General features: G+C 33.1%; 22 protein-coding genes and 1 other annotated feature. Of the genes, 2 read left to right on the top strand and 20 right to left on the bottom strand.

Features of this window, described 5'->3' with window-relative positions:
- Positions 1-27: 27 nt before the first annotated feature.
- The 11 genes from LK443_RS06595 to LK443_RS09475 form a co-directional block, all read right to left on the bottom strand.
- Entirely contained in the window at positions 28-417 is a 390-nt protein-coding gene (locus LK443_RS06595; RefSeq protein ID WP_227931149.1) for a hypothetical protein, read from the bottom strand.
- Positions 377-886: a hypothetical protein gene (locus LK443_RS06590; RefSeq protein ID WP_227931148.1), complete on the bottom strand. Its 510-nt coding sequence runs from the start codon at positions 884-886 to the stop codon at positions 377-379. Before LK443_RS06590 ends, LK443_RS06595 begins: the two co-directional genes overlap by 41 nt.
- Positions 887-893: 7 nt before the next feature.
- Positions 894-1289 carry a hypothetical protein gene (locus LK443_RS06585; protein WP_227931147.1) on the bottom strand — a complete coding sequence of 132 codons (396 nt, stop codon included), beginning with the start codon at positions 1287-1289 and terminating at the stop codon, positions 894-896.
- A complete protein-coding gene (gene comGD / locus LK443_RS06580) occupies positions 1267-1713 on the bottom strand; it encodes a competence type IV pilus minor pilin ComGD (protein WP_227931146.1) in 447 nt (148 codons plus the stop codon). Before comGD ends, LK443_RS06585 begins: the two co-directional genes overlap by 23 nt.
- 22 nt (positions 1714-1735) lie before the next feature.
- Positions 1736-2032: a competence type IV pilus major pilin ComGC gene (gene comGC, locus LK443_RS06575; RefSeq protein WP_227931145.1), complete on the bottom strand. Its 297-nt coding sequence runs from the start codon at positions 2030-2032 to the stop codon at positions 1736-1738.
- Between the two features lies 1 nt (position 2033).
- Positions 2034-3104: a competence type IV pilus assembly protein ComGB gene (gene comGB, locus LK443_RS06570; RefSeq protein ID WP_227931144.1), complete on the bottom strand. Its 1071-nt coding sequence runs from the start codon at positions 3102-3104 to the stop codon at positions 2034-2036.
- Positions 3052-4110, bottom strand: coding sequence for a competence type IV pilus ATPase ComGA (comGA, locus tag LK443_RS06565; RefSeq protein WP_227931143.1), 1059 nt, complete (start codon positions 4108-4110; stop codon positions 3052-3054). Before comGA ends, comGB begins: the two co-directional genes overlap by 53 nt.
- A 96-nt stretch (positions 4111-4206) precedes the next feature.
- On the bottom strand, positions 4207-4683 hold the full coding sequence (locus LK443_RS06560; RefSeq protein WP_227931142.1) for a VanZ family protein: 477 nt from the start codon (positions 4681-4683) through the stop codon (positions 4207-4209).
- A gap of 124 nt (positions 4684-4807) precedes the next feature.
- Entirely contained in the window at positions 4808-5788 is a 981-nt protein-coding gene (locus LK443_RS06555; protein ID WP_227931141.1) for a rhodanese-related sulfurtransferase, read from the bottom strand.
- Between the two features lie 114 nt (positions 5789-5902).
- Positions 5903-6148, bottom strand: coding sequence for a GNAT family N-acetyltransferase (locus tag LK443_RS09480; RefSeq protein ID WP_322563553.1), 246 nt, complete (start codon positions 6146-6148; stop codon positions 5903-5905).
- Positions 6149-6321: 173 nt separating this feature from the next.
- Positions 6322-6453 carry a hypothetical protein gene (locus LK443_RS09475; protein ID WP_322563552.1) on the bottom strand — a complete coding sequence of 44 codons (132 nt, stop codon included), beginning with the start codon at positions 6451-6453 and terminating at the stop codon, positions 6322-6324.
- A gap of 112 nt (positions 6454-6565) precedes the next feature.
- On the opposite strand from LK443_RS09475, the gene LK443_RS06545 reads away from it, so the two are divergent.
- A complete protein-coding gene (locus LK443_RS06545; RefSeq protein WP_227931140.1) occupies positions 6566-7285 on the top strand; it encodes a Type 1 glutamine amidotransferase-like domain-containing protein in 720 nt (239 codons plus the stop codon).
- Between the two features lie 98 nt (positions 7286-7383).
- Here the strand turns inward: LK443_RS06545 and rpsO are convergent, their stop codons facing one another.
- The 4 genes from rpsO to LK443_RS06525 form a co-directional block, all read right to left on the bottom strand.
- Positions 7384-7653: a 30S ribosomal protein S15 gene (gene rpsO, locus LK443_RS06540; RefSeq protein WP_006702365.1), complete on the bottom strand. Its 270-nt coding sequence runs from the start codon at positions 7651-7653 to the stop codon at positions 7384-7386.
- Positions 7654-7794: 141 nt separating this feature from the next.
- Positions 7795-9249, bottom strand: coding sequence for a polysaccharide deacetylase family protein (locus LK443_RS06535; RefSeq protein WP_227931139.1), 1455 nt, complete (start codon positions 9247-9249; stop codon positions 7795-7797).
- Between the two features lie 19 nt (positions 9250-9268).
- On the bottom strand, positions 9269-9703 hold the full coding sequence (locus LK443_RS06530) for a Fur family transcriptional regulator (protein ID WP_227931138.1): 435 nt from the start codon (positions 9701-9703) through the stop codon (positions 9269-9271).
- Positions 9704-9889: 186 nt separating this feature from the next.
- Positions 9890-10450, bottom strand: coding sequence for a DJ-1 family glyoxalase III (locus tag LK443_RS06525; RefSeq protein ID WP_227931137.1), 561 nt, complete (start codon positions 10448-10450; stop codon positions 9890-9892).
- Between the two features lie 152 nt (positions 10451-10602).
- On the opposite strand from LK443_RS06525, the gene LK443_RS06520 reads away from it, so the two are divergent.
- A complete protein-coding gene (locus LK443_RS06520; RefSeq protein WP_227931136.1) occupies positions 10603-11448 on the top strand; it encodes a DegV family protein in 846 nt (281 codons plus the stop codon).
- 56 nt (positions 11449-11504) lie between these two features.
- Here the strand turns inward: LK443_RS06520 and LK443_RS06515 are convergent, their stop codons facing one another.
- The 5 genes from LK443_RS06515 to dnaI all read right to left on the bottom strand — a co-directional run bounded on the left by LK443_RS06515 (position 11505) and on the right by dnaI (position 18709).
- Positions 11505-12539 (bottom strand): M42 family metallopeptidase, encoded by a 1035-nt coding sequence (locus LK443_RS06515; protein WP_227931135.1) that lies wholly within the window; start codon positions 12537-12539, stop codon positions 11505-11507.
- 24 nt (positions 12540-12563) lie between these two features.
- Positions 12564-13943, bottom strand: a complete 1380-nt coding sequence (locus LK443_RS06510) for a deoxyguanosinetriphosphate triphosphohydrolase (RefSeq protein WP_227931134.1) — start codon at positions 13941-13943, stop codon at positions 12564-12566.
- Between the two features lie 98 nt (positions 13944-14041).
- Positions 14042-15421 carry an MATE family efflux transporter gene (locus LK443_RS06505; protein WP_227931133.1) on the bottom strand — a complete coding sequence of 460 codons (1380 nt, stop codon included), beginning with the start codon at positions 15419-15421 and terminating at the stop codon, positions 14042-14044.
- 74 nt (positions 15422-15495) lie between these two features.
- Positions 15496-17439 carry a threonine--tRNA ligase gene (gene thrS, locus LK443_RS06500; RefSeq protein WP_227931132.1) on the bottom strand — a complete coding sequence of 648 codons (1944 nt, stop codon included), beginning with the start codon at positions 17437-17439 and terminating at the stop codon, positions 15496-15498.
- A gap of 76 nt (positions 17440-17515) precedes the next feature.
- Positions 17516-17726: a binding site (T-box leader), on the bottom strand.
- 59 nt (positions 17727-17785) lie between these two features.
- Positions 17786-18709, bottom strand: coding sequence for a primosomal protein DnaI (gene dnaI / locus LK443_RS06495; protein ID WP_227931131.1), 924 nt, complete (start codon positions 18707-18709; stop codon positions 17786-17788).
- Between the last annotated feature and the right edge of the window lies 1 nt (position 18710).

The raw sequence follows: 18710 nt of genomic DNA, 5'->3' as shown, positions 1-18710 counted from the left end.
CATAGATTGCATATGAAACAAACTCATTCACTGTGTTTTTTCGTTAACTTTCTTCTCATTAACTACAAGATAAACTTTTTCAGAGCGTGTTGAACCATTTTTTAAATGAGCAGTTAAATCAAAAGCCTTATTTTTTTCATCCCATTTAATTTCTACATTTCCAGTCGAAAAGTCTATTCTACTCGGAAAATTCATTTCGTTATCTTTTACTTCTAAATGACTATCTAAATTTTGAGTTGTTAATTCTAACATTATTTTCAGACGATACGTATCACGGAGTAATCGAAATTGATTGGCATTTGCGACTCGGATTTGATAAAGCGCTACTGTCACTAAGCTAGTAATAAACAATAAGGATAAAAAAGGAACTACTAAGCTAGCTTTTATCTTTTGGTACGATAGCCGATTTTTCATCATTAGTTTTCTCCTTTTTATGTTCTTCTTGAATGACCTCTTTTTCAAGTGAAATAACTCGATTTCCTGGAATAAAGTATAGTTCAAATATCTCTTTATTTCGAAGGGTGGCTTTAAATCGTACTCCATCTTTTTCACCGTGCATATGCAATTCTTCGTATCCTATTAATAAAGGATGATACCCTTTTTTCTTTCCTTCTCCTTTACTAATCCATAAAGTATTTTTTGATTGATTATTTTCTGATTTTGCTCTAATAAAATAAGATTCTTCCTTTATAGGACGTCCATCTTCAAATTTATGTTCGAATACAATAGGAGGTCTTGCATATCCTTGTAAATGAGTATCCAATTGGGTCACCATTAAATGCCACTCGATACAATTCGGTACTTCTAATTTGCTTTGCACTTTCGTTAATACTTGATAAACTCCACTTATCAGTAGAAAACTAACTGCAAATATCGCTAATGCCATTAACTGCTCAATCAGAAGAAATGCTGACTTTTTCCGTAGAACCCATCCCTTCAATTTGAATCACCTCCTCTTTATTACAATGAATGGAAATAGAAGTCGGTGCTATTTTTGAAGTAGATTTTTTATAATGGAATTGTTCTTTAGTTTTGGAAGATTTTTCTTCTTTATTTTTAGAATCAAGCACTTTTCCCTTATTTTTTTTAGTATAAGGAACTGATAGCCTACTCTCATGTAATTTCATTAACTGATTTGAATATTCGTTTAATGTACATGTTTCATTTTTCTCTCTTTTTAAAGAATTTCCCAATATGAAAGATAGTAACAATACGGTTAAAGTCGCAATCATTAATGCAATTAAAGCTTCTACAAATGCATAAGCTTTATTTTTTTGAAACTTCAACATAATACCTACCTCCACCTAATTGAAATCTAAACCTATAAGAATATTTTTTCCCATTAAATGTTATTTCTGGAAACTCATTAAATGTTGTTATATTCCCTGTTTCTCCTCTAAATCGAATTAAAGGAATATTGGTTGTCGAAATACTTTTGGGTATTATTCTATATGCATTTAATGATTCATTTCCTGGACAGCTCAAGTGATAATAATTATTATTAGGATTATTTATTTCTACTGTTGAATTTTTCCCCGTTGCCTGTGCACTCGCCTGCACCAATTTTAAATCATTTTCAAACTGCTTCATAAACACTTTTTCTTGATACGTTTCTCCAAAATCCACTATAGCCGGAGGAACTAACCATAATAATATAATTAGAATGCTGAATGAAACGAGTAGCTCTACGAGAGTAAATGCATGAGATTTCATAGAAGTTCCTCCTTAGTGATAGCTATTGTGCTGAATTTTTCGTTGCTTTTTTATAGGCTTCTGCTTGTTCTTGAGTAATATATTTTCCCGTCTGTAAATCATCTATAGTTGGTTCTTTATCTGGTTTATTGTCTAATTTGTATAGTTCTTTCTGATTTTCAATAACTTTCACAATCGCAGCATCCGATTTCTCCTGTGCTTTTTGTCTTTGATTTGCAATATTTGGAATAATAAGTAGCATCATCAACCCGATAATAAATAAACAAATGAGTAACTCAATTAATGTAAATCCTTTTTTCTTTTTTAGTAATTTTTTCATCTTAATTTCCTCCTATCATTGTTAATGTTGGTAACATTAAAATAATGTACATTGACATAATCATGAGCCCAATTCCAATAAATAAAACTGGCTGAACAAGCAAAATTTTCTTTTCCAGTGTTCCTTTAAAATCTTCAAATGAATTTTTGGAAAATTGTCGTAATTTGATATCTAGTTGATGCGTTAATTCTCCTTGAACAATTAATAAAATGAGTGGTTGTTGAAATAAATTCAATTGGTGAATCGCACTTGAAAACGAAGTCCCTTTTTGCATCTCCTCTTCAATAAACTCAGCAATAGCTTTTGTTAAAAGGCTTGTACCTGCTTGTTTCATCTGTTCAATCATTTGCAATAATGACTGACCATTTCCTAAAAAATAAGCAAATTCTCTTGCATATAAAAATGTGTAATATTGGCACACTAAACCTCCTACAATTGGAAGACGAGTTAAAAATCGTATGCGTTTCAAAATCGTTTTATTTCTCCAAAATAAATACACTATGCCAACTGCAGTTCCCATGAATAGACTAACTCCTAATACAATCCAAGGTAAATGAACAAAGCCATTCCATATCAAATAAAGCATCATATGGTCTTTGATACTTTCCACTTGGACCATCGATTGCAGTTGACCAAGTAATAAATAGCGAATCGCGGCAACCATACAAACTAGAAAAACTATTAAAATGCAAGGATAAATTAACACTTGCCGTAACTTTTTAAGTTGAATATCTTTTTGGGTTAAATATTGTCCAATGGTACGGCAAGAAAGTGCAAAAGAACCTGTCGACATCGACAAATAAATTTGAGAACAAATAGAATCGGAATATCCTACCAAATGTAAGACTTCATCAAATCTTTCTCCCATCAATAAATGTTCCATCATCATACTAATGACGGCTTCTTGTTTTGGAATCAATAATTTGGCAAATTCCAATGTTTCTTGCAAAGTAAATCCTTCATCTAATAACTCACCAACTTGACTTAAAAATAATGCTTGCGTTTTATTAGACCATTTCTTAATAGATTTGGTAGGCTTCGAAACTTTGTTTTGAAATATATCCAAGTGCATAAGCTTTCCTCAACTTTCCATTAAATGGATGTTCCAACGGATTCAACACCTCTTCTTCTTGAATTAAATGTTGCAATGAAGTTCCATAAGCAATATCAAATAACGTTGCCTTTTTCTTTGAAAGAGGAATATGATTACAGTGGAAGCAACAATGACTCTGACAAAGAGTACAATATCGTGGCACTAAACGTTGTGCTACTACTGCAACTAATGTTTGCCTTAATAAGTCTTTTGTAACTCCTAATTCCTCTAATCTTGAAATAACTCCTTTACAATCTTTTGCATGAACTGTCGCTAACATTAAATGCCCTGTTAATGCACCCCGAATTACCATTTTTGCTGTCATTTCATCTCGAATTTCTCCGATTAACATCATATCTGGATGATGCCTTAATGAACTTTTGATCAGCAATTCATACGTAATTCCTGCTTTTTCATTGATTTCTGTTTGCAAAAACAACGGTTCACTCATTTCTACTGGTTCTTCCATTGTGATTACTTGCAAATTTGTATCATTGACACGGTTTCTTAACAAGTGATACATCGTTGTCGTTTTTCCGGAGCTAACGGGTCCTGAAAATAATATTAGCCCACTCTTGTAATGCAACATTCTCTGAAGAAGCTCAATATCTTTTGGAAAATAGGTGGAGATCTCTCCAGATTTTTTCTCCTCCATCGATAAATGTAATAAACGAATCACAACGGAAGTTTGCATTTTAAAGTTTGTGATCACTGATAACCTTAATTCAATACTTGTTCCATTATTCCATTCATATTTCATTGCACCACTTTGAGGTCTACGTTTTTCCCCTACATCCATCCCAGACCGATACTTTACAAAAGTAATCCACCGATTAGCAGTATCCGAATCAATTGTCTTAAGTAAGGATAACTGTTCTCCATCTCGTAAATAAAAACGATACTCCTCCCCAAAAGGCAATAAATGAATGTCATCAATGCGGAATTGAAGTGCTGCCAATAAAATTTCATTCGTTAGCTCCTCCATGTTTCTCCCTCCTTTATACAAAATTGACTAGTCACTTATATATACGAAAAAAAATCGAGAAAATATTTTTTTCTCGATTTTTTTTAAAATATTTTTTTATTTTTTTAAAAATCCCAATAAGGCTCCAAAAACTCCACCTAAACTATCTAATACCATATCTTGAATTAGCGGTATTCTTCCAGGTGTCATCCCTTGATGAAACTCATCCGTTATAGCATATAATACGGTAATAAAAATCGCAATCATTAAACTCCATCCTGGATTTTTCAGATGCACTTTTAATCCTCTCGTCCAATGATACCCAATGAAGTAATACACTAAGAAATGGGCTCCCTTCCGAATAAAAAATTCAATAAATTGAGCATATCCTAAACTAGGAATACTAATGACTTTATCTGCATAAGTAAAATGAATTTTTGAAAGTACATCCGAAAATGGCTGAAATGGCAATAGTTGTTGTATATTTGAAACAAGTGATTGATCATGATAAGGCATTGACGAACTATAAAATATAAGTCCCATTAACACAATTGCAATGATAATCGAAACTGTTCCTCTAGTGGATTTTGTCATAAAATCCCTCCTATTTACTAGAATAAATTCATTATTGGCTACCATATACAAATTGTCAAGCGATTTAAGAAAAAACAAAAACTCTTACTATAACATCAGTTACAATAAGAGTTTTACATTACAATTAAGCTTGAACTGATAATTCTTCTCCAATTACAGCTAAACGTTCCATTACTTCTGCAGGAGTCAATCCTTTTGCAGCTACATAACGGTTTCTTGGGTGAACACGGCATTCAGAACTACATCCACCAATATATTTAGCTTCATTTTCTTCTGAAGTTAAAATTTGACGGTTACATTCTGGATTGGCACAGTTTACATAACGTTCACATGGAGTACCATCGAACCAATCTTTTCCAATTACAACAGGATTTACATGGTTGATATCTACCGCAATACGCTCATCGAAAACATACATTTTTCCATCCCATAATTCGCCTTGTACTTCTGGATCTTTACCGTAAGTCGCAATACCACCATGTAATTGACCTACATCTTTATATCCTTCACGAACCATCCATCCTGAGAATTTCTCACAACGCACGCCTCCTGTACAATAAACTACGACACGTTTGTCCATGAATTTTTCTTTATTATCACGAACCCACTGTGGTAATTCACGGAAGTTACGAATATCTGGACGAATTGCTCCACGGAAATGTCCTAAATCATATTCATAATCATTACGTGTATCTAATACAACTGTATTTTCATCTAATAAAGCTTCTTTGAATTCTTTAGGAGATAAGTAAGCTCCAGTTGTTTCTAAAGGATTAATGTCATTATCAAAATCATTATCTTCTAATCCTAAATGAACAATTTCTTTTTTGTATCGAACAAACATTTTCTTGAAAGCTTGTTCTTCTTCTTCATCAATTTTGAACCATAAGTCTTCCATTCCTGGTAAAGAATGAACATAGTCCATATATTTTTGAGTTGTTTCATAGTCTCCTGAAACAGTTCCATTAATTCCTTCATCAGCGACTAAAATACGTCCCTTTAGTCCGATTGATTTACAAAATTCCAAATGTTCTGCAGCAAATTGTGCTCCATCTTCAATTGGTACATATTTATAGTACAATAGTACTCGAATTTTTTTTGACATAAACTACCTCCAAAGTAATTTCTTAATGAGTACTCATTATATCATCTGCACAAATCAATATCAAAGAAACTGCTTCAAATAAACTGTTAGATAGAATTTTCACAATCTTTATTTTTAACCTGAAAATCTTTTTGGTTCTTCCATTGGAGTTTTGTGCTCTCCTATCCATTTTTCCATCCAAACAATATGATACCAACGATCAAATTTATACCCGCAACGTTTAAACTCCCCAACTAATCGATATCCCATATATTCATGATATTGAACACTATTATTTGTTAAATATTCATCTTCCACTTCAGGTGTAGCAATGCAAGCATAGACATTTTGATACCCCAATTCTTGCAATTTCGCTTCCATCAATTGATATAATTTTTTCCATATCCCTTTTTTAACTGCCCTTGCTTCAAATAAATCCTAATTTCACTAGACCATGAGAATGCTTTTCTACTTGCAAAAGGTCCTGCATAGGCATAACCAAGCACTTCTTCCTCTTCTTCGACTACATAATATGGATATTTCTCAAGAGTCGTTTAAATTCTTCTTTCGAATTCTTCAACACTTGGAACCTCATATTCAAACGTAATTACTGTTTTTTCTACATAATAGCGATAAATTTCTACTAATACTGGTGCATCTTCTATTGTTGCTACTCTAATTGTCATTCAAAATTCCTTTCCTCTTATCAGTTTCATTTTATCGTAGTATAGCTTCATTATTGACAAAAATTTTTTTCTCTTTTAGGCTTATCCTATAGACATTGAAAGGATGAATTTTATGAAATATTTTTTAACAAGTAGTGCAAGCATTCCTGAATCTTATAAAGTTAATACTGCGAATGGTTTCGTTGAAAACTTGAAAAACGTTCTCGGTAAATCAACCATTAAAACCTTATATATTTCTTCTGATCCAGATGCATTTGAATTAACAAATGACTTTTCATCTTATACAAAATTAGGATTTGAAGAAGTTGGACTACATTTTGATCCATTTATTATTTTTGACCACCGCCAAAATGTAGATATTCAAGACTATTTAAATGAAGTCGATTTAGTCATTTTATCCGGTGGGCATGTTCCTACACAAAATCAATTTTTCCAAGAAATTCAATTAACTAAAAAAATTCAGTCGTTTGAAGGTGTCATCATTGGTATTAGTGCTGGAACAATGAATGCAGCAGAAACTGTTTACGCTCATCCTGAATTAGAAGGAGAAAGCATCGATTCAAACTATCAAAGATTTATACCAGGCTTAGGATTAACAACGAAGCAAGTCATTCCTCATTATAATTTTTTAAAACACGAATATTTAGATGGAAAACATGTCATTAAAGAAATCGCTACGAAAGATAGTATGAATCAAGAATTTTATATTTTCCCAGATGGAACTTATATTTATGGACATGATGGAATAGAAGAATTATACGGAGAAGCGTATCTCTTAAAAAATAAAATTTTCAAAAAAATGAATACGAATGATCAGATTATTTCACTGTAAACAATCATGACCCTATTAAGACGACACTTCGGTCGTCTTTTTTCATAAAAAAACACCCCACCGAAAAACGATGGAGTGAGACTTGTTGAATCTTTTGATTAACGACGTAAACCTAAACGGTTGATTAACTCACGGTAACGTTGGATATCTTTGTTACGTAAGTAAGCTAATAAGTTACGACGGTGACCAACTTTTTTCAATAAACCACGATTTGAGTGGTAGTCTTTTTTGTGTACACGAATATGATCGTTTAAGTGATTGATTTCGTAAGTAAGTACAGCAATTTGTACTTCTGGTGAACCAGTATCTCCTTCTTTAATCGCGTACTCTTTGATGATTGCGTTTTTTTGTTCTTTAGAAATAGCCATTTCTAAACACCTCTTTCTTATAATATTCCTTCTACTGAGTAAAACGTTGGTGAATCGCAAAACTCGGTACAAAGTCTGTGTTAAAACACACTAATAGATTAACGTAACTCTATCAAAAAATCAAGTAATTTGATAAGTTTATTATTGAACTTCTTTATGTGATTTTCTATCGAAGTATACATGATTTGGTAACATTGCTTGTCCACCCATTAATTCTTCAATTGAACCAATTGCATATCCTTCCTGTTGTAGGAAATCTAATAATCTTGGTAAAGCTTCAACTGTTTTTGGATGAATATCGTGCATTAAAATAATCGAACCATTATAAGTTCCTTCTCTAACTTCTTGAAGAATACTATTCACATTACGATTCTTCCAATCTAAAGTATCCACAGACCAATTTAAAATTGCGATACCTGCTTGTTCTGCAACCATACGATTAAAACCACCATATGGAGGTCTTAAAGTTGTTGGACGAATTCCACCAGTAGCATCCCCAATTAACTTTTGAGTATCGGCTACTTGTTTATAGACTCCTTCAGGAGTTAACGTAGTTAACAACGGATGACTGTAAGAATGATTTCCTACCTCGTGTCCTTCATCAATAATTTGTTTAATAATCTCTTCATTACCAGGAACATGTTTCCCCATAATATAAAATGTTGCATGAACTCCATAACGTTTTAAAATCTCTAATACTTTCGGAGTCAACTCACTACTTGGACCATCATCAAAACTAATTGCTACACGTTTTTCATTTAAACGTTCTTCTAATTGATTTTTCCAACTTTCATAAGCTTCTTGTTGGCTTTCAGGAATACGATCACTCTTTAAAATTGGAAATAGCTCTTGGAACGCAAATGAAATTTGGCGTAACGTTTTTCCATTGCTAGTTTGAATAGGTTCTTTCAAATTGAATCTAAATCCATTTTGAATGATAGAGGCATCTAAATTCTTCCAATTTTCATATGCAAATTCTTTTAACAACTGCTCCGTTTGTTCCTCTGATAACGATTGTTCCTTAGCAACTTTCATTGCTTTTTTTACAAAATGATTCGTAACTTCTAAATCATTCACAAATAATTCACTAATAACAGCTGTTCCAGACTTTTCTTTTCCTTCTAATTGATGATTTAATTCATCATAAGCTACTTGTTCCAATCCTTTTTTCGTTTCCTGATAAACAGATTGATAATAGTAGACATCTTGAATTCCCGTTAAAACATGAGATTGATAAACTTTCAAATATACCCAAGTTCGAATAGATTCATCTTTATATTGTTCTTTTGCTTTTTCTAACAATGCATCTAATTGCTTTTGAATAGGTTCTACGACTTGTTGGTCAATAGTAGGATAGGAAACAGTAATTACAGTATTACCTATTGTTTGAGTTTGAACTTCTACTGCTTCATTGTATTGTTTAGCATCTTCCTCTTCTACTTTCTTCATGATTTCTTGATTTCTTCTAATTAAGTGATTTTTTGCTAAAGTGCTAACTACAAACCACTCCACTAATACTAACAATAAAATCATGATAGCTAACGCAATCATTTGAGGTGGTTCAAATCGTTTTATTCCCTTCAAATTTTTCTTCATAGTAACCTCGTCCTAATCTTCACTTTTTATAATTTTTTTGACATTTTGGACAAACTCCAAAAACTTCCATTCGATGTCCTAGAACTTTATACCCTGTTAAACTTTCTGCAACTGATTCTACATCTTCTAATAAGGGATAAAATAAATCCTCCACAATACCACATTCTTGACAAACAACATGATAATGCTTCCCGATATTAAAATCATATCTACTAGCATCATCTCCATATGTTAATTCTAGTAAATATCCTTCATATGTTAATTTATTTAAATTATTGTAAACGGTTGCCATACTAATATTTGGATCCTTAGCTACAATAGCAGTATAAATATCTTCTGCAGTAGGATGATGTGCCTCTGCTAAATAATCTAAAATGGCTATTCTTTGAGTGGTCATTCTAACGCCATCTTCTCTTAGCCTCTCTTTTAATTGTTTCAATTCTTTTTCGTGCATAGAATCCCTTCTCTATTCTTTAATATTCGGATAATTTCTTCTATGATAACATCGTTCTGTAACATTGTAACATATTTGTAACATTAATACTAGCCTTAAACGTTACTTAAAACTCCAATTACCATAGTCCATTTTCATTTAATTGATATTTATTCTCGAATAATTCTAAACCATTATTCTGTTTTTTTAAACTCCTTGTTGTACCAAACGATGATACCCCATCGCTTCTCTTAGTGGTGCTGCATCAATCCCTAAAGCTTCAACAATTGTATAAGAAAATTCAAAAGCTGCTGCTGGACCAGATCCGGTAATCACTCGTCCATCTTGATGTACAAAATCACCTGTATAAGTACCATCATTAATTTGTTTTTCAAATCCAGGATAACAAGTATAGTTACGATTTTTTAATGCTCCAGAATTTTCAATCGCAATCGGTGCAGCACAATTAGCTGCAATCAATTTCCCTGCATCATAATGTAGTTTGACAAAATCTTGCACTTCTTGATGATCTTTTAATAATTTTGCTCCTGGCATACCACCGGGTAAAATAACAATATCATATAATTCTTTTTTCACAGCTAATAATTCTTTATCTGTGGAAATTGTTAAATCATGAGAACCCGTTGCCACATTAGCAGATACTCCAACTATATCGACTTCTACTCCTACACGACGTAAAATATCCATTGGCGCTATTGCCTCAATTTCTTCAAAACCTGTTGTCAACACGATTGCTGCTCTTTTCATTAGAACTCCTCCTTGTTCTTCTTCCATTCTATTTTAACGATTTTTATACTTGTTTTCAATAGTGATAGCGTTTCAGTTATACATTGACATTTCTTTTTTTTATCAGTATAGTGAATTCATTAAATGAAAATATAATCCCTAGGAGGAAACAAATGACTTGGAAAATTATTACGGATTCTGGTTGTGATATTAAACACGTAGAATCTTTACCTGAGCATTGTACTTATGTGAATGTTCCTTTAACGATTCATGTAGGTGAGGAAGAATTTATTGATAATGAAGCTTTAGAAATTGATCAAATGATGGTTAAAATGTATGCCTATGAAGGGAAAACTTCCTCATCTTGTCCAAGCCCTGAGAGCTATTTACAATCATTTGAAGGTGCCGATAACATTATTGTTGTAACGATTACTGGTACTTTATCTGGAAGTCATAATAGTGCGCAATTAGCCAAAAAAATGTACTTAGAAGAACACCCTGATGCAAACATTGAAATTATCGATAGCTTATCAGCAAGTGGAGAAATAGTATTACTCACACAAGCCATTGCAAACTTCATCAAAGAAGATCCTTCTTTCGAAGTAGTTGTTAAGAAAGCTCGTAATTATCATTCAAAAACAAAACTATTATTTGCTCTAGCAAGTGTGGATAATCTTGTTAAAAACGGTCGCCTAAGTAAATTAGTTGGACGTGTCGTTGGATTACTGAATATTCGTATGGTTGGACAAGCTAGTACAGAAGGAACATTAGAATTACTCCATAAAGCACGTGGACAAAAGCGTGCTGTCACTGCTATCTGGGATGAAATGAAAAAGAACAATTACCAAGGTGGACGTGTTGCCATTAGTCATTGTGACAATCCAGAAATTTGTGCCATGATTACAACAGCAATTCACTCTGAATTTCCTAATGCCGATGTTCAAGCTTATCCTACTAGTGGATTATGTAGCTACTATGCTGAACAAGGCGGAATTTTAATGGGTTATGAGACTCATTAATTGCATTCTATAACATAAAATAAACGACTCCTATCAAACGATAAGAGTCGTTTTTATTATACTAATTCGCTTTTTAAATAAGCATCTACTAAAGCTTCAGTTGCTTGAATTGATTTAATATGCGTTCTTTCATATGAATGACTCGATTCAATTCCTGCGCCTAGTAGAGCATGTTTAACATCTGCTCCTGCACACATGGCTGCTGAAGCATCACTTCCATAAAATGGATAAATATCTAATCGATAGTCAATTTTATTTTCTTTTGCTAAGTCTACTAAATGTTGACGTAGCGTATAATTATAGGGACCAGAACCATCTTTCACACAAATAGAAACCGTATATTCATCTGTTTGTTGGTCATCTCCCATAGCTCCCATATCTACTGCTAAAAATTCCACAGCATTTTCAGGAATGCTACTATTCGCTCCCGTTCCCGTTTCTTCAATACAACTAAACATAAAATGAGTCGTTACTGGCAACTGAATATGCCAATCACGATAAGTTTTTAATAAATTTAATAAAATAGCTGCACTAACTTTATCATCTAAGAAACGACTTTTTACAAATCCCGTTGGAGTTATCGTCGTACGTGGATCAAAGGAAACAAAGTCTCCCACTTCAATCCCTAAACTTCTTGTCTCTTGTTCAGAATTGACTACTAGATCCAAACGAACTTCCATATTATCTTGCGTCCGTTCTGCTGTACCAGCATCTTTATAAACATGACAACTTGTTTGATGAATTAAAATTGTTCCCGTTACACTTTCACCCGTTGAAGCAATATGAACGGTACAGTTTTCTCCTTCAATCATATTCCATGGATAACCACCAATTTTATCTAATTTCAAACGACCACTTGGTTTAATGGCACGAACAATCGCTCCTAATGTATCCACATGGGCAGTTACTACACGACTACTAGCATTGTCCTTCCCCTCTACCGTTACGATAATATTTCCCTTTGGTGTTCTTTTATAAGGGTATCCTAATTTTTCAAGAGTTTTCATTAAATACTCCTGCACTCCTACAGTATATCCCGTTGGAGAAGGGACTGCTAATAATTCTTGTAAATATTCTAATGTTTGATTCATGTATAAATTCCTTTCAAATAACTACTAAATTCCTACCATATCTCGGTAAAGTTGATGCGCATAACTATCCGTCATTCCTGATATAAAATCAGTTGCCAATAATAAGCGTAAATATAATTTCTCTACTTCAGATTTACCTTCTGCAAAATAATGATACGAACGTTTTTGACTTTCTGAAATGATACCAATTTTCTTCAAATCAACATAATCCAATCGACGGTTTGTATCATAGGCTACTAATGGTGGAACAAAACTATCTAATAAATACGTTAAAGTAGAATAACCTGAAATTTCTAATCGTAAAATACTCTTATGATCATAGATTTTATCTTCAGAAATTTTTCTTAAATGAGTGTATAACCCATGCGCACTAGACTCCGTTAATAAATCTTGTTGATAGTCACCATTCATAATCTGATCATAATGAATGACAAAAGACTCTGTCGCTGCATCGATTAACATCGTTCTTATATCGACAAAAAATTGATTAATACTAAAAATTTCTTCATCAATTGTTTCTAATATTTTCACGACTTTTTTTGAATGCGGAGAAGTTTTATCTTCTTTTAATACGGAATGTAAATATTCTTTTACAACGGCAAATCTTAAAGCACCTTTTCCAATGGCATCTTCCATATCTGCTATTAAATAGGCAATATCATCTGCAGCTTCTAAAATAAACGTCAATGGATGGCGATTTTCACCAGTTCCTGTAATCGAAGTAATTTGACGAAAATTATCTTCTTCAGATCTAAAAAATCCTACTTTTTTCGAAGTGATTTTCTCCGTTTTCGGCTGATTTGAAGCACGTGTGTATTTTAAAATCGTATTAATAGTTGCTGGAGTTAAATCTAATCCATCAAAGTTTCCCTTAAAATCATGTAACTTCGATATAATTCTTAGTGATTGAGCGTTCCCTTCAAAATGATAAAAATCATGTACATAAGGACTTTCTAAAAATTCATCTGCAACATCTGAATATTCTGCTAAAATCTTAGGTAAATTCTTCTTAAACCATTGTCGAATAATATCTTCTCCAAAATGTCCATAAGGAGGATTACCAATATCATGTAATAAACTAGCACATTCTACAATTCTAGCAATATCACTTTGATAGTTCATCATTTCTTGTTTGCTGGAATCTGTTTCAGTCAATGACTCTTGTTGCAATGACCGTACAATTTCACTCACTAGCGTTCTTGCAATCATTGCTACTTCTAAAGAATGTGTTAACCTTGTATGAATAAAGTCTAATCTTTCTAAAGGAAATACTTGCGTTTTATCTTGTAATCGCCTAAAAGCTGGACTTGTTACAATTCTTTTATAATCATCATCAAACTCGTTACGATGGTTTGACTCTTTGTCTGAAAGACGAGTAGTTGCCAATAAAGTTTTCCATTCCATGTCATCACTCCTTTCCTCTATCTTAAACCAATTTACGAAACATTTCCATCTTAGAAAGAAAAAAGAGCAAAGTATTCAGCTACTTCACTCTCTAATGTTTATTTGGATAAAATCAATTCTTCTTTCCTATGAATATCGTCTAATTCTCGCTTAAAGAAATACACACATAGAACTAATGCAATCACATCTGATACAGGAGTAGCAAACATCATCCCCTCTACTCCAAAAATATACGTCATCGAAAGCATGACAGGTAATAAAATCAATAATTGTCTTGCTAATGATAAAAACGCTCCTGTTTTTGCTTTTCCAATTGCTGGGAAAAATGTTGTCATTAAAATCGTGTGCCCATTAATGAATAGAAACATCATAAAATAACGCATATAACGAACTCCAAATTCAAAATACAGATCATTTCCATTTCCGAATAATTCAATAATTTGTAATGGGAAAATTTCAAACACTGCCCAAGTGACAAATGAGAGACCAAATCCAATTTTTAAAGCTAAAAAGATGGTTTGACGTACTCGTAAATAATGCTTTGCTCCATAATTATAACCAACAATTGGTTGAACGCCTTGAGTCATTCCAATAATTAACGCAATAAAAATGACAAATACTTTTGCTACAATGCCACCAACTGCGATTGGAATTTCACTACCATAAATAGACATAGCTCCATAAGTTTTTAATAAATTATTGGAAACAATTTGTACAATTAAAGCAGAAATTTGAAAAATAAAGGAAGTTAATCCAAGAGCAGCAATGGCTTCTACTTGCTGCATATGCGGAATAAAATCTTCCCATTGAAACTTCACGGAACGAAACTTTGGAATATAAGAAAATAATAACAGTGCTGAAATCATTTGACTTAACACCGTTGCCCAAGCGGCTCCAGCGATTCCCATTTGAAATACAAAAATAAAAATTGGATCTAATACTGTGTTTAAAACAGCTCCGACAATAATTGCCATCATTGAAAATGTCGCTCTTCCATCTGAACGAACAAGAGGATTAAATCCTGTTGAAAATAAGAAAAACGGAATACCATAAGCCGTAATGCGAGAATACTCCATGGCATAATCAAAAATTTGTTCCGTTGCTCCAAACAATTGCATTAATGGTGCTAAAAAGATTTGAACAAGCAGGAAAATTGCAATTCCCATCACAATTAATTGAATAACCGCTGTTCCTGCTATTCTTTTAGCTTTATTGACTTCTTTACGCCCTAATTCTAAATTAAAATTGGATGCAGCCCCTACTCCTGTCATTAAACCTAATGCTAAACAAATCGTTGTAATTGGAAATGCAATATTTGTCGCAGCATTTCCTAAATACCCAACTCCTTGTCCGATAAAAATTTGATCTACAATATTATATAGGGCATTGACGACATTAGCAATCATTGCGGGAATCGCTAATTGCATCAATAATTTTTTGACGGGTTGCGTTCCCATCGGATTTTCAATCGTTGTCATATATGAACTCCTTTTTTGTAACTTTAAACAAATATCCACCGGATAAACCGATGGAAACTTATTTACTAATTAGATTAATCTTCTAACGGACGAGAGAAGTTTGCAATTTCACGTTGAACACGTTCTAAGTATGCTTCAATTGTCATTGTAACAGTTTCTTTTGAACCATAGCGACGAACTGTAACTGTTCCTTCTTCTACTTCTTTATCCCCAATTACTAATTGATAAGGGATTTTTTGTGTTTGAGAGGCACGAATCTTGTAACCCATTTTTTCATTACGGTCATCTAATTCAACACGTAATCCTAAGCTCATCATTTTTTCTTTTAATGCACGAGCTGCATCATAATGATGTTCCACACTTACTGGAATTAAAGTCGCTTGAACTGGAGCTAACCAAGTTGGGAATGCTCCTTTATATTCTTCGATTAAGTAAGCTACAAAACGTTCTGCAGTTGATACTACCCCACGGTGAATAACTACTGGACGGTGAGTATTGTCACCATCTTCACCTACATAAGTTAAGTCAAAACGTTCTGGTAATAAGAAGTCTAATTGGATTGTAGACATTGTTTCTTCTAAGCCCATTGCTGTTTTGAATTGGATATCTAATTTTGGACCATAGAAAGCAGCTTCACCAATTGCTTCGAAATATTCTAAGCCCATTTCATCCATTGCTTCTTTTAACATTGCTTCTGCTTTATTCCACATTTCATCATCATCGAAGTATTTGTGTTTATCTTCTGGATCACGATAACTTAAACGGAATCGATAATCTTTTACATTGAAATCTTTATATACTTCACGAATTAAATCAAGAATACGTTTGAACTCATCTTTAATTTGATCAGGACGAACAAATGTATGACCATCATTTAATGTCATTTCACGTACACGTTGTAGGCCAGATAATGCTCCTGATTTTTCGTAACGGTGCATCATTCCTAACTCAGCAATACGAATAGGTAATTCACGATAGCTGTGAATATGATTTTTATAAACCATCATATGGTGTGGACAGTTCATTGGACGTAATACTAATAATTCTCCATCTCCCATATCCATTGGAGGGAACATATCTTCTTGATAGTGTGCCCAGTGACCTGAAGTTTTATACAAACCTACATCAGCCATTACTGGAGTATATACATGTTGGTATCCAAGAGAAATTTCTTTGTCTACAATATAACGTTCAATTGTACGACGAATTGTAGCACCTTTTGGTAACCAGAATGGTAATCCTGAGCCAACTTCTTGGCTAATCATAAATAAGTCTAATTCTTTTCCTAATTTACGATGGTCACGTTCTTTTGCTTCTTCACGCATTTTCAAGAATTCTTTTAAATCTGCTTTATCAAAGAATGCTGTACCGTATACACGTTGCATCATCTTATTATCAGAATTTCCTCTCCAATATGCTCCAGCAAGAGATAATAATTTGAAGACTTGAATACGTCCTGTTGAAGGTACGTGGATTCCACGACATAAGTCTACGAAATCTTCTTGTTGATAAATAGAAATTGTTTCATCTTCTGGTAAACCATTAATTAATTCTACTTTATATGGATCATTTGCAAAAATTTCTAACGCTTCTGCACGGCTTACTTCACGACGTACGATTGGATAGTTTTCTTTTACAATTCTCATCATTTCTGCTTCCACTTCTGGAAGAGCATCTTCTGTTAATTGGTTTGGCATATCTGTATCATAATAAAATCCTGATTCAATTGCAGGTCCCACCCCAAAATGAATTCCTGGGTATAAACGAGTTAACGCATGCGCTAATAAGTGTGCTGTTGAGTGACGCAAAATTCCTAATGCATCTTCATGGTCTGGTGTTACGATTTCAATACTTGCATCTTCTGTTAATGCTTGATTTAAATCGACTAATTCTCCATTTACTTTACCTGCAAGTGCTTTTTTTGCTAAGCTCTTACTAATACTTTCAGCAACTTCTTTTACTGAAATCCCTTGTTCAAATTCTTTTACAGCTCCATCTGGAAATGTAACTTTAATCATTGACATTGTTCTCCTTCTTTCCTTTCAAAAATGCTTTAAAAAAACAAAAAAACCATAGTTTGCATACTCATACAAACTATGGGACGTTATTTCTACGTGGTTCCACCCAAATTCATTCGTTTTAAACGAATCTCTTAAACGGACTAACGCTCCGCTACGCCTTGCCTTACTTCATTCAAACAAGGATTCAAAAGTGGTAAAACTATCTCGGATGAAGTGTTCCACCAACCCACTTCTCTCTATTAGATAACCAGATAACAGTTTCTTGTCTTTTTCATCATTTTCAAAATATTTAATTCATTAATATTTAACCACTATTTTTTATAAAAATCAAGCTATTTTAAAATTATGAATAGCGACGATTTTCTCCAGCTAAGAAAATTTCTTTCGATAGGAAACGTACACGTTCAATCAAACGTTTTGCTTTTAATAATTCTACATCTCCACGATTAGAGACACTTAAATGTTCTTGTAATTCTTCAATCGTTAAATTAGATGAAAAGAATGTTGGTAATTCTTGCATCATACGATATTCCAATACAATCATTAAAATTTCATCTCTAAACCAAGCAGAATTTGATTCAGCTCCAATATCATCTAACATTAAAATTGGAGAAGTTTTTAAAATTTCAACCTTTTCTTCTAAACGATTAGCACCAATCGCACTTTTGAGTTCACTTGATAAACTTGGAACATGCACTAAAGTTGTTTCAAATCCGATTTGAGCTAATTCATTTGCAATAGCTGCTAAGAAATAAGTCTTCCCTACTCCAAATGACCCGACTAAATAAATCGCACGGTGAAATTCATTTGGCTTTGCAGATAATTCATTAATAAATTGCAATGAAGCTTTAAAAATTTCTTGACGCTCTTTTGTAATATCTAAGGAATTTAATGTCACCTGTAATAAATTTTTAGGCATATTAATGGCATGAATTCGATTCGTTAAATCTTGCTTCTGTTGTTTTTGGATAAACTCTTGAGTCGGACGATACACGACTTCAACAAAACCTTGGTTCACCCTTAATAAGGGTTCCATCCCTTTAATGTATGTTTCTACTCCTTGGATACGAGCATCACGTTGTTGAATATATTCCAATAGGGCTGAATAGCTTTTCACTAAATTTTCTTGCGGAATTTCTTCTTGATGTTCTTGTAAAAATTGTTGAACTTCTTTATCTTGTAAAACTTCTGCTATAATTTTCTGATACTGTTGTTGAAATGCTGTAGTAGCTGTTTTATTGCCAAATAAATCTTGCATTCCTTCCATC

The sequence above is a fragment of the Granulicatella elegans genome (genome assembly GCF_020735385.1).
In the GTDB taxonomy this organism is placed as follows: domain Bacteria; phylum Bacillota; class Bacilli; order Lactobacillales; family Aerococcaceae; genus Granulicatella; species Granulicatella elegans_B.
Note: the sequence above shows the minus strand (reverse complement) of the source record. Positions and strands in the feature narration are given on the sequence as shown.

Bases quoted from the DNA above. Each gene is read 5' to 3' on its own strand.
- thrS (WP_227931132.1), bottom strand. From the start codon at position 17,439: ATGATTAAAGTTACATTTCCAGATGGAGCTGTAAAAGAATTTGAACAA.
- LK443_RS06545 (WP_227931140.1), top strand. From the start codon at position 6,566: ATGAAATATTTTTTAACAAGTAGTGCAAGCATTCCTGAATCTTATAAA.
- LK443_RS06525 (WP_227931137.1), bottom strand. From the start codon at position 10,450: ATGAAAAGAGCAGCAATCGTGTTGACAACAGGTTTTGAAGAAATTGAG.
- LK443_RS06520 (WP_227931136.1), top strand. From the start codon at position 10,603: ATGACTTGGAAAATTATTACGGATTCTGGTTGTGATATTAAACACGTA.
- LK443_RS06510 (WP_227931134.1), bottom strand. From the start codon at position 13,943: ATGGAATGGAAAACTTTATTGGCAACTACTCGTCTTTCAGACAAAGAG.
- LK443_RS09480 (WP_322563553.1), bottom strand. From the start codon at position 6,148: ATGGAAGCGAAATTGCAAGAATTGGGGTATCAAAATGTCTATGCTTGC.
- LK443_RS06585 (WP_227931147.1), bottom strand. From the start codon at position 1,289: ATGTTGAAGTTTCAAAAAAATAAAGCTTATGCATTTGTAGAAGCTTTA.
- comGA (WP_227931143.1), bottom strand. From the start codon at position 4,110: ATGGAGGAGCTAACGAATGAAATTTTATTGGCAGCACTTCAATTCCGC.
- LK443_RS06530 (WP_227931138.1), bottom strand. From the start codon at position 9,703: ATGCACGAAAAAGAATTGAAACAATTAAAAGAGAGGCTAAGAGAAGAT.
- LK443_RS06515 (WP_227931135.1), bottom strand. From the start codon at position 12,539: ATGAATCAAACATTAGAATATTTACAAGAATTATTAGCAGTCCCTTCT.
- comGB (WP_227931144.1), bottom strand. From the start codon at position 3,104: ATGCACTTGGATATATTTCAAAACAAAGTTTCGAAGCCTACCAAATCT.
- LK443_RS06595 (WP_227931149.1), bottom strand. From the start codon at position 417: ATGATGAAAAATCGGCTATCGTACCAAAAGATAAAAGCTAGCTTAGTA.
- LK443_RS06535 (WP_227931139.1), bottom strand. From the start codon at position 9,249: ATGAAGAAAAATTTGAAGGGAATAAAACGATTTGAACCACCTCAAATG.
- dnaI (WP_227931131.1), bottom strand. From the start codon at position 18,709: ATGGAAGGAATGCAAGATTTATTTGGCAATAAAACAGCTACTACAGCA.
- LK443_RS09475 (WP_322563552.1), bottom strand. From the start codon at position 6,453: ATGACAATTAGAGTAGCAACAATAGAAGATGCACCAGTATTAGTAGAA.
- comGC (WP_227931145.1), bottom strand. From the start codon at position 2,032: ATGAAAAAATTACTAAAAAAGAAAAAAGGATTTACATTAATTGAGTTA.
- comGD (WP_227931146.1), bottom strand. From the start codon at position 1,713: ATGAAATCTCATGCATTTACTCTCGTAGAGCTACTCGTTTCATTCAGC.
- rpsO (WP_006702365.1), bottom strand. From the start codon at position 7,653: ATGGCTATTTCTAAAGAACAAAAAAACGCAATCATCAAAGAGTACGCG.
- LK443_RS06560 (WP_227931142.1), bottom strand. From the start codon at position 4,683: ATGACAAAATCCACTAGAGGAACAGTTTCGATTATCATTGCAATTGTG.
- LK443_RS06555 (WP_227931141.1), bottom strand. From the start codon at position 5,788: ATGTCAAAAAAAATTCGAGTACTATTGTACTATAAATATGTACCAATT.
- LK443_RS06505 (WP_227931133.1), bottom strand. From the start codon at position 15,421: ATGACAACGATTGAAAATCCGATGGGAACGCAACCCGTCAAAAAATTA.
- LK443_RS06590 (WP_227931148.1), bottom strand. From the start codon at position 886: ATGGCATTAGCGATATTTGCAGTTAGTTTTCTACTGATAAGTGGAGTT.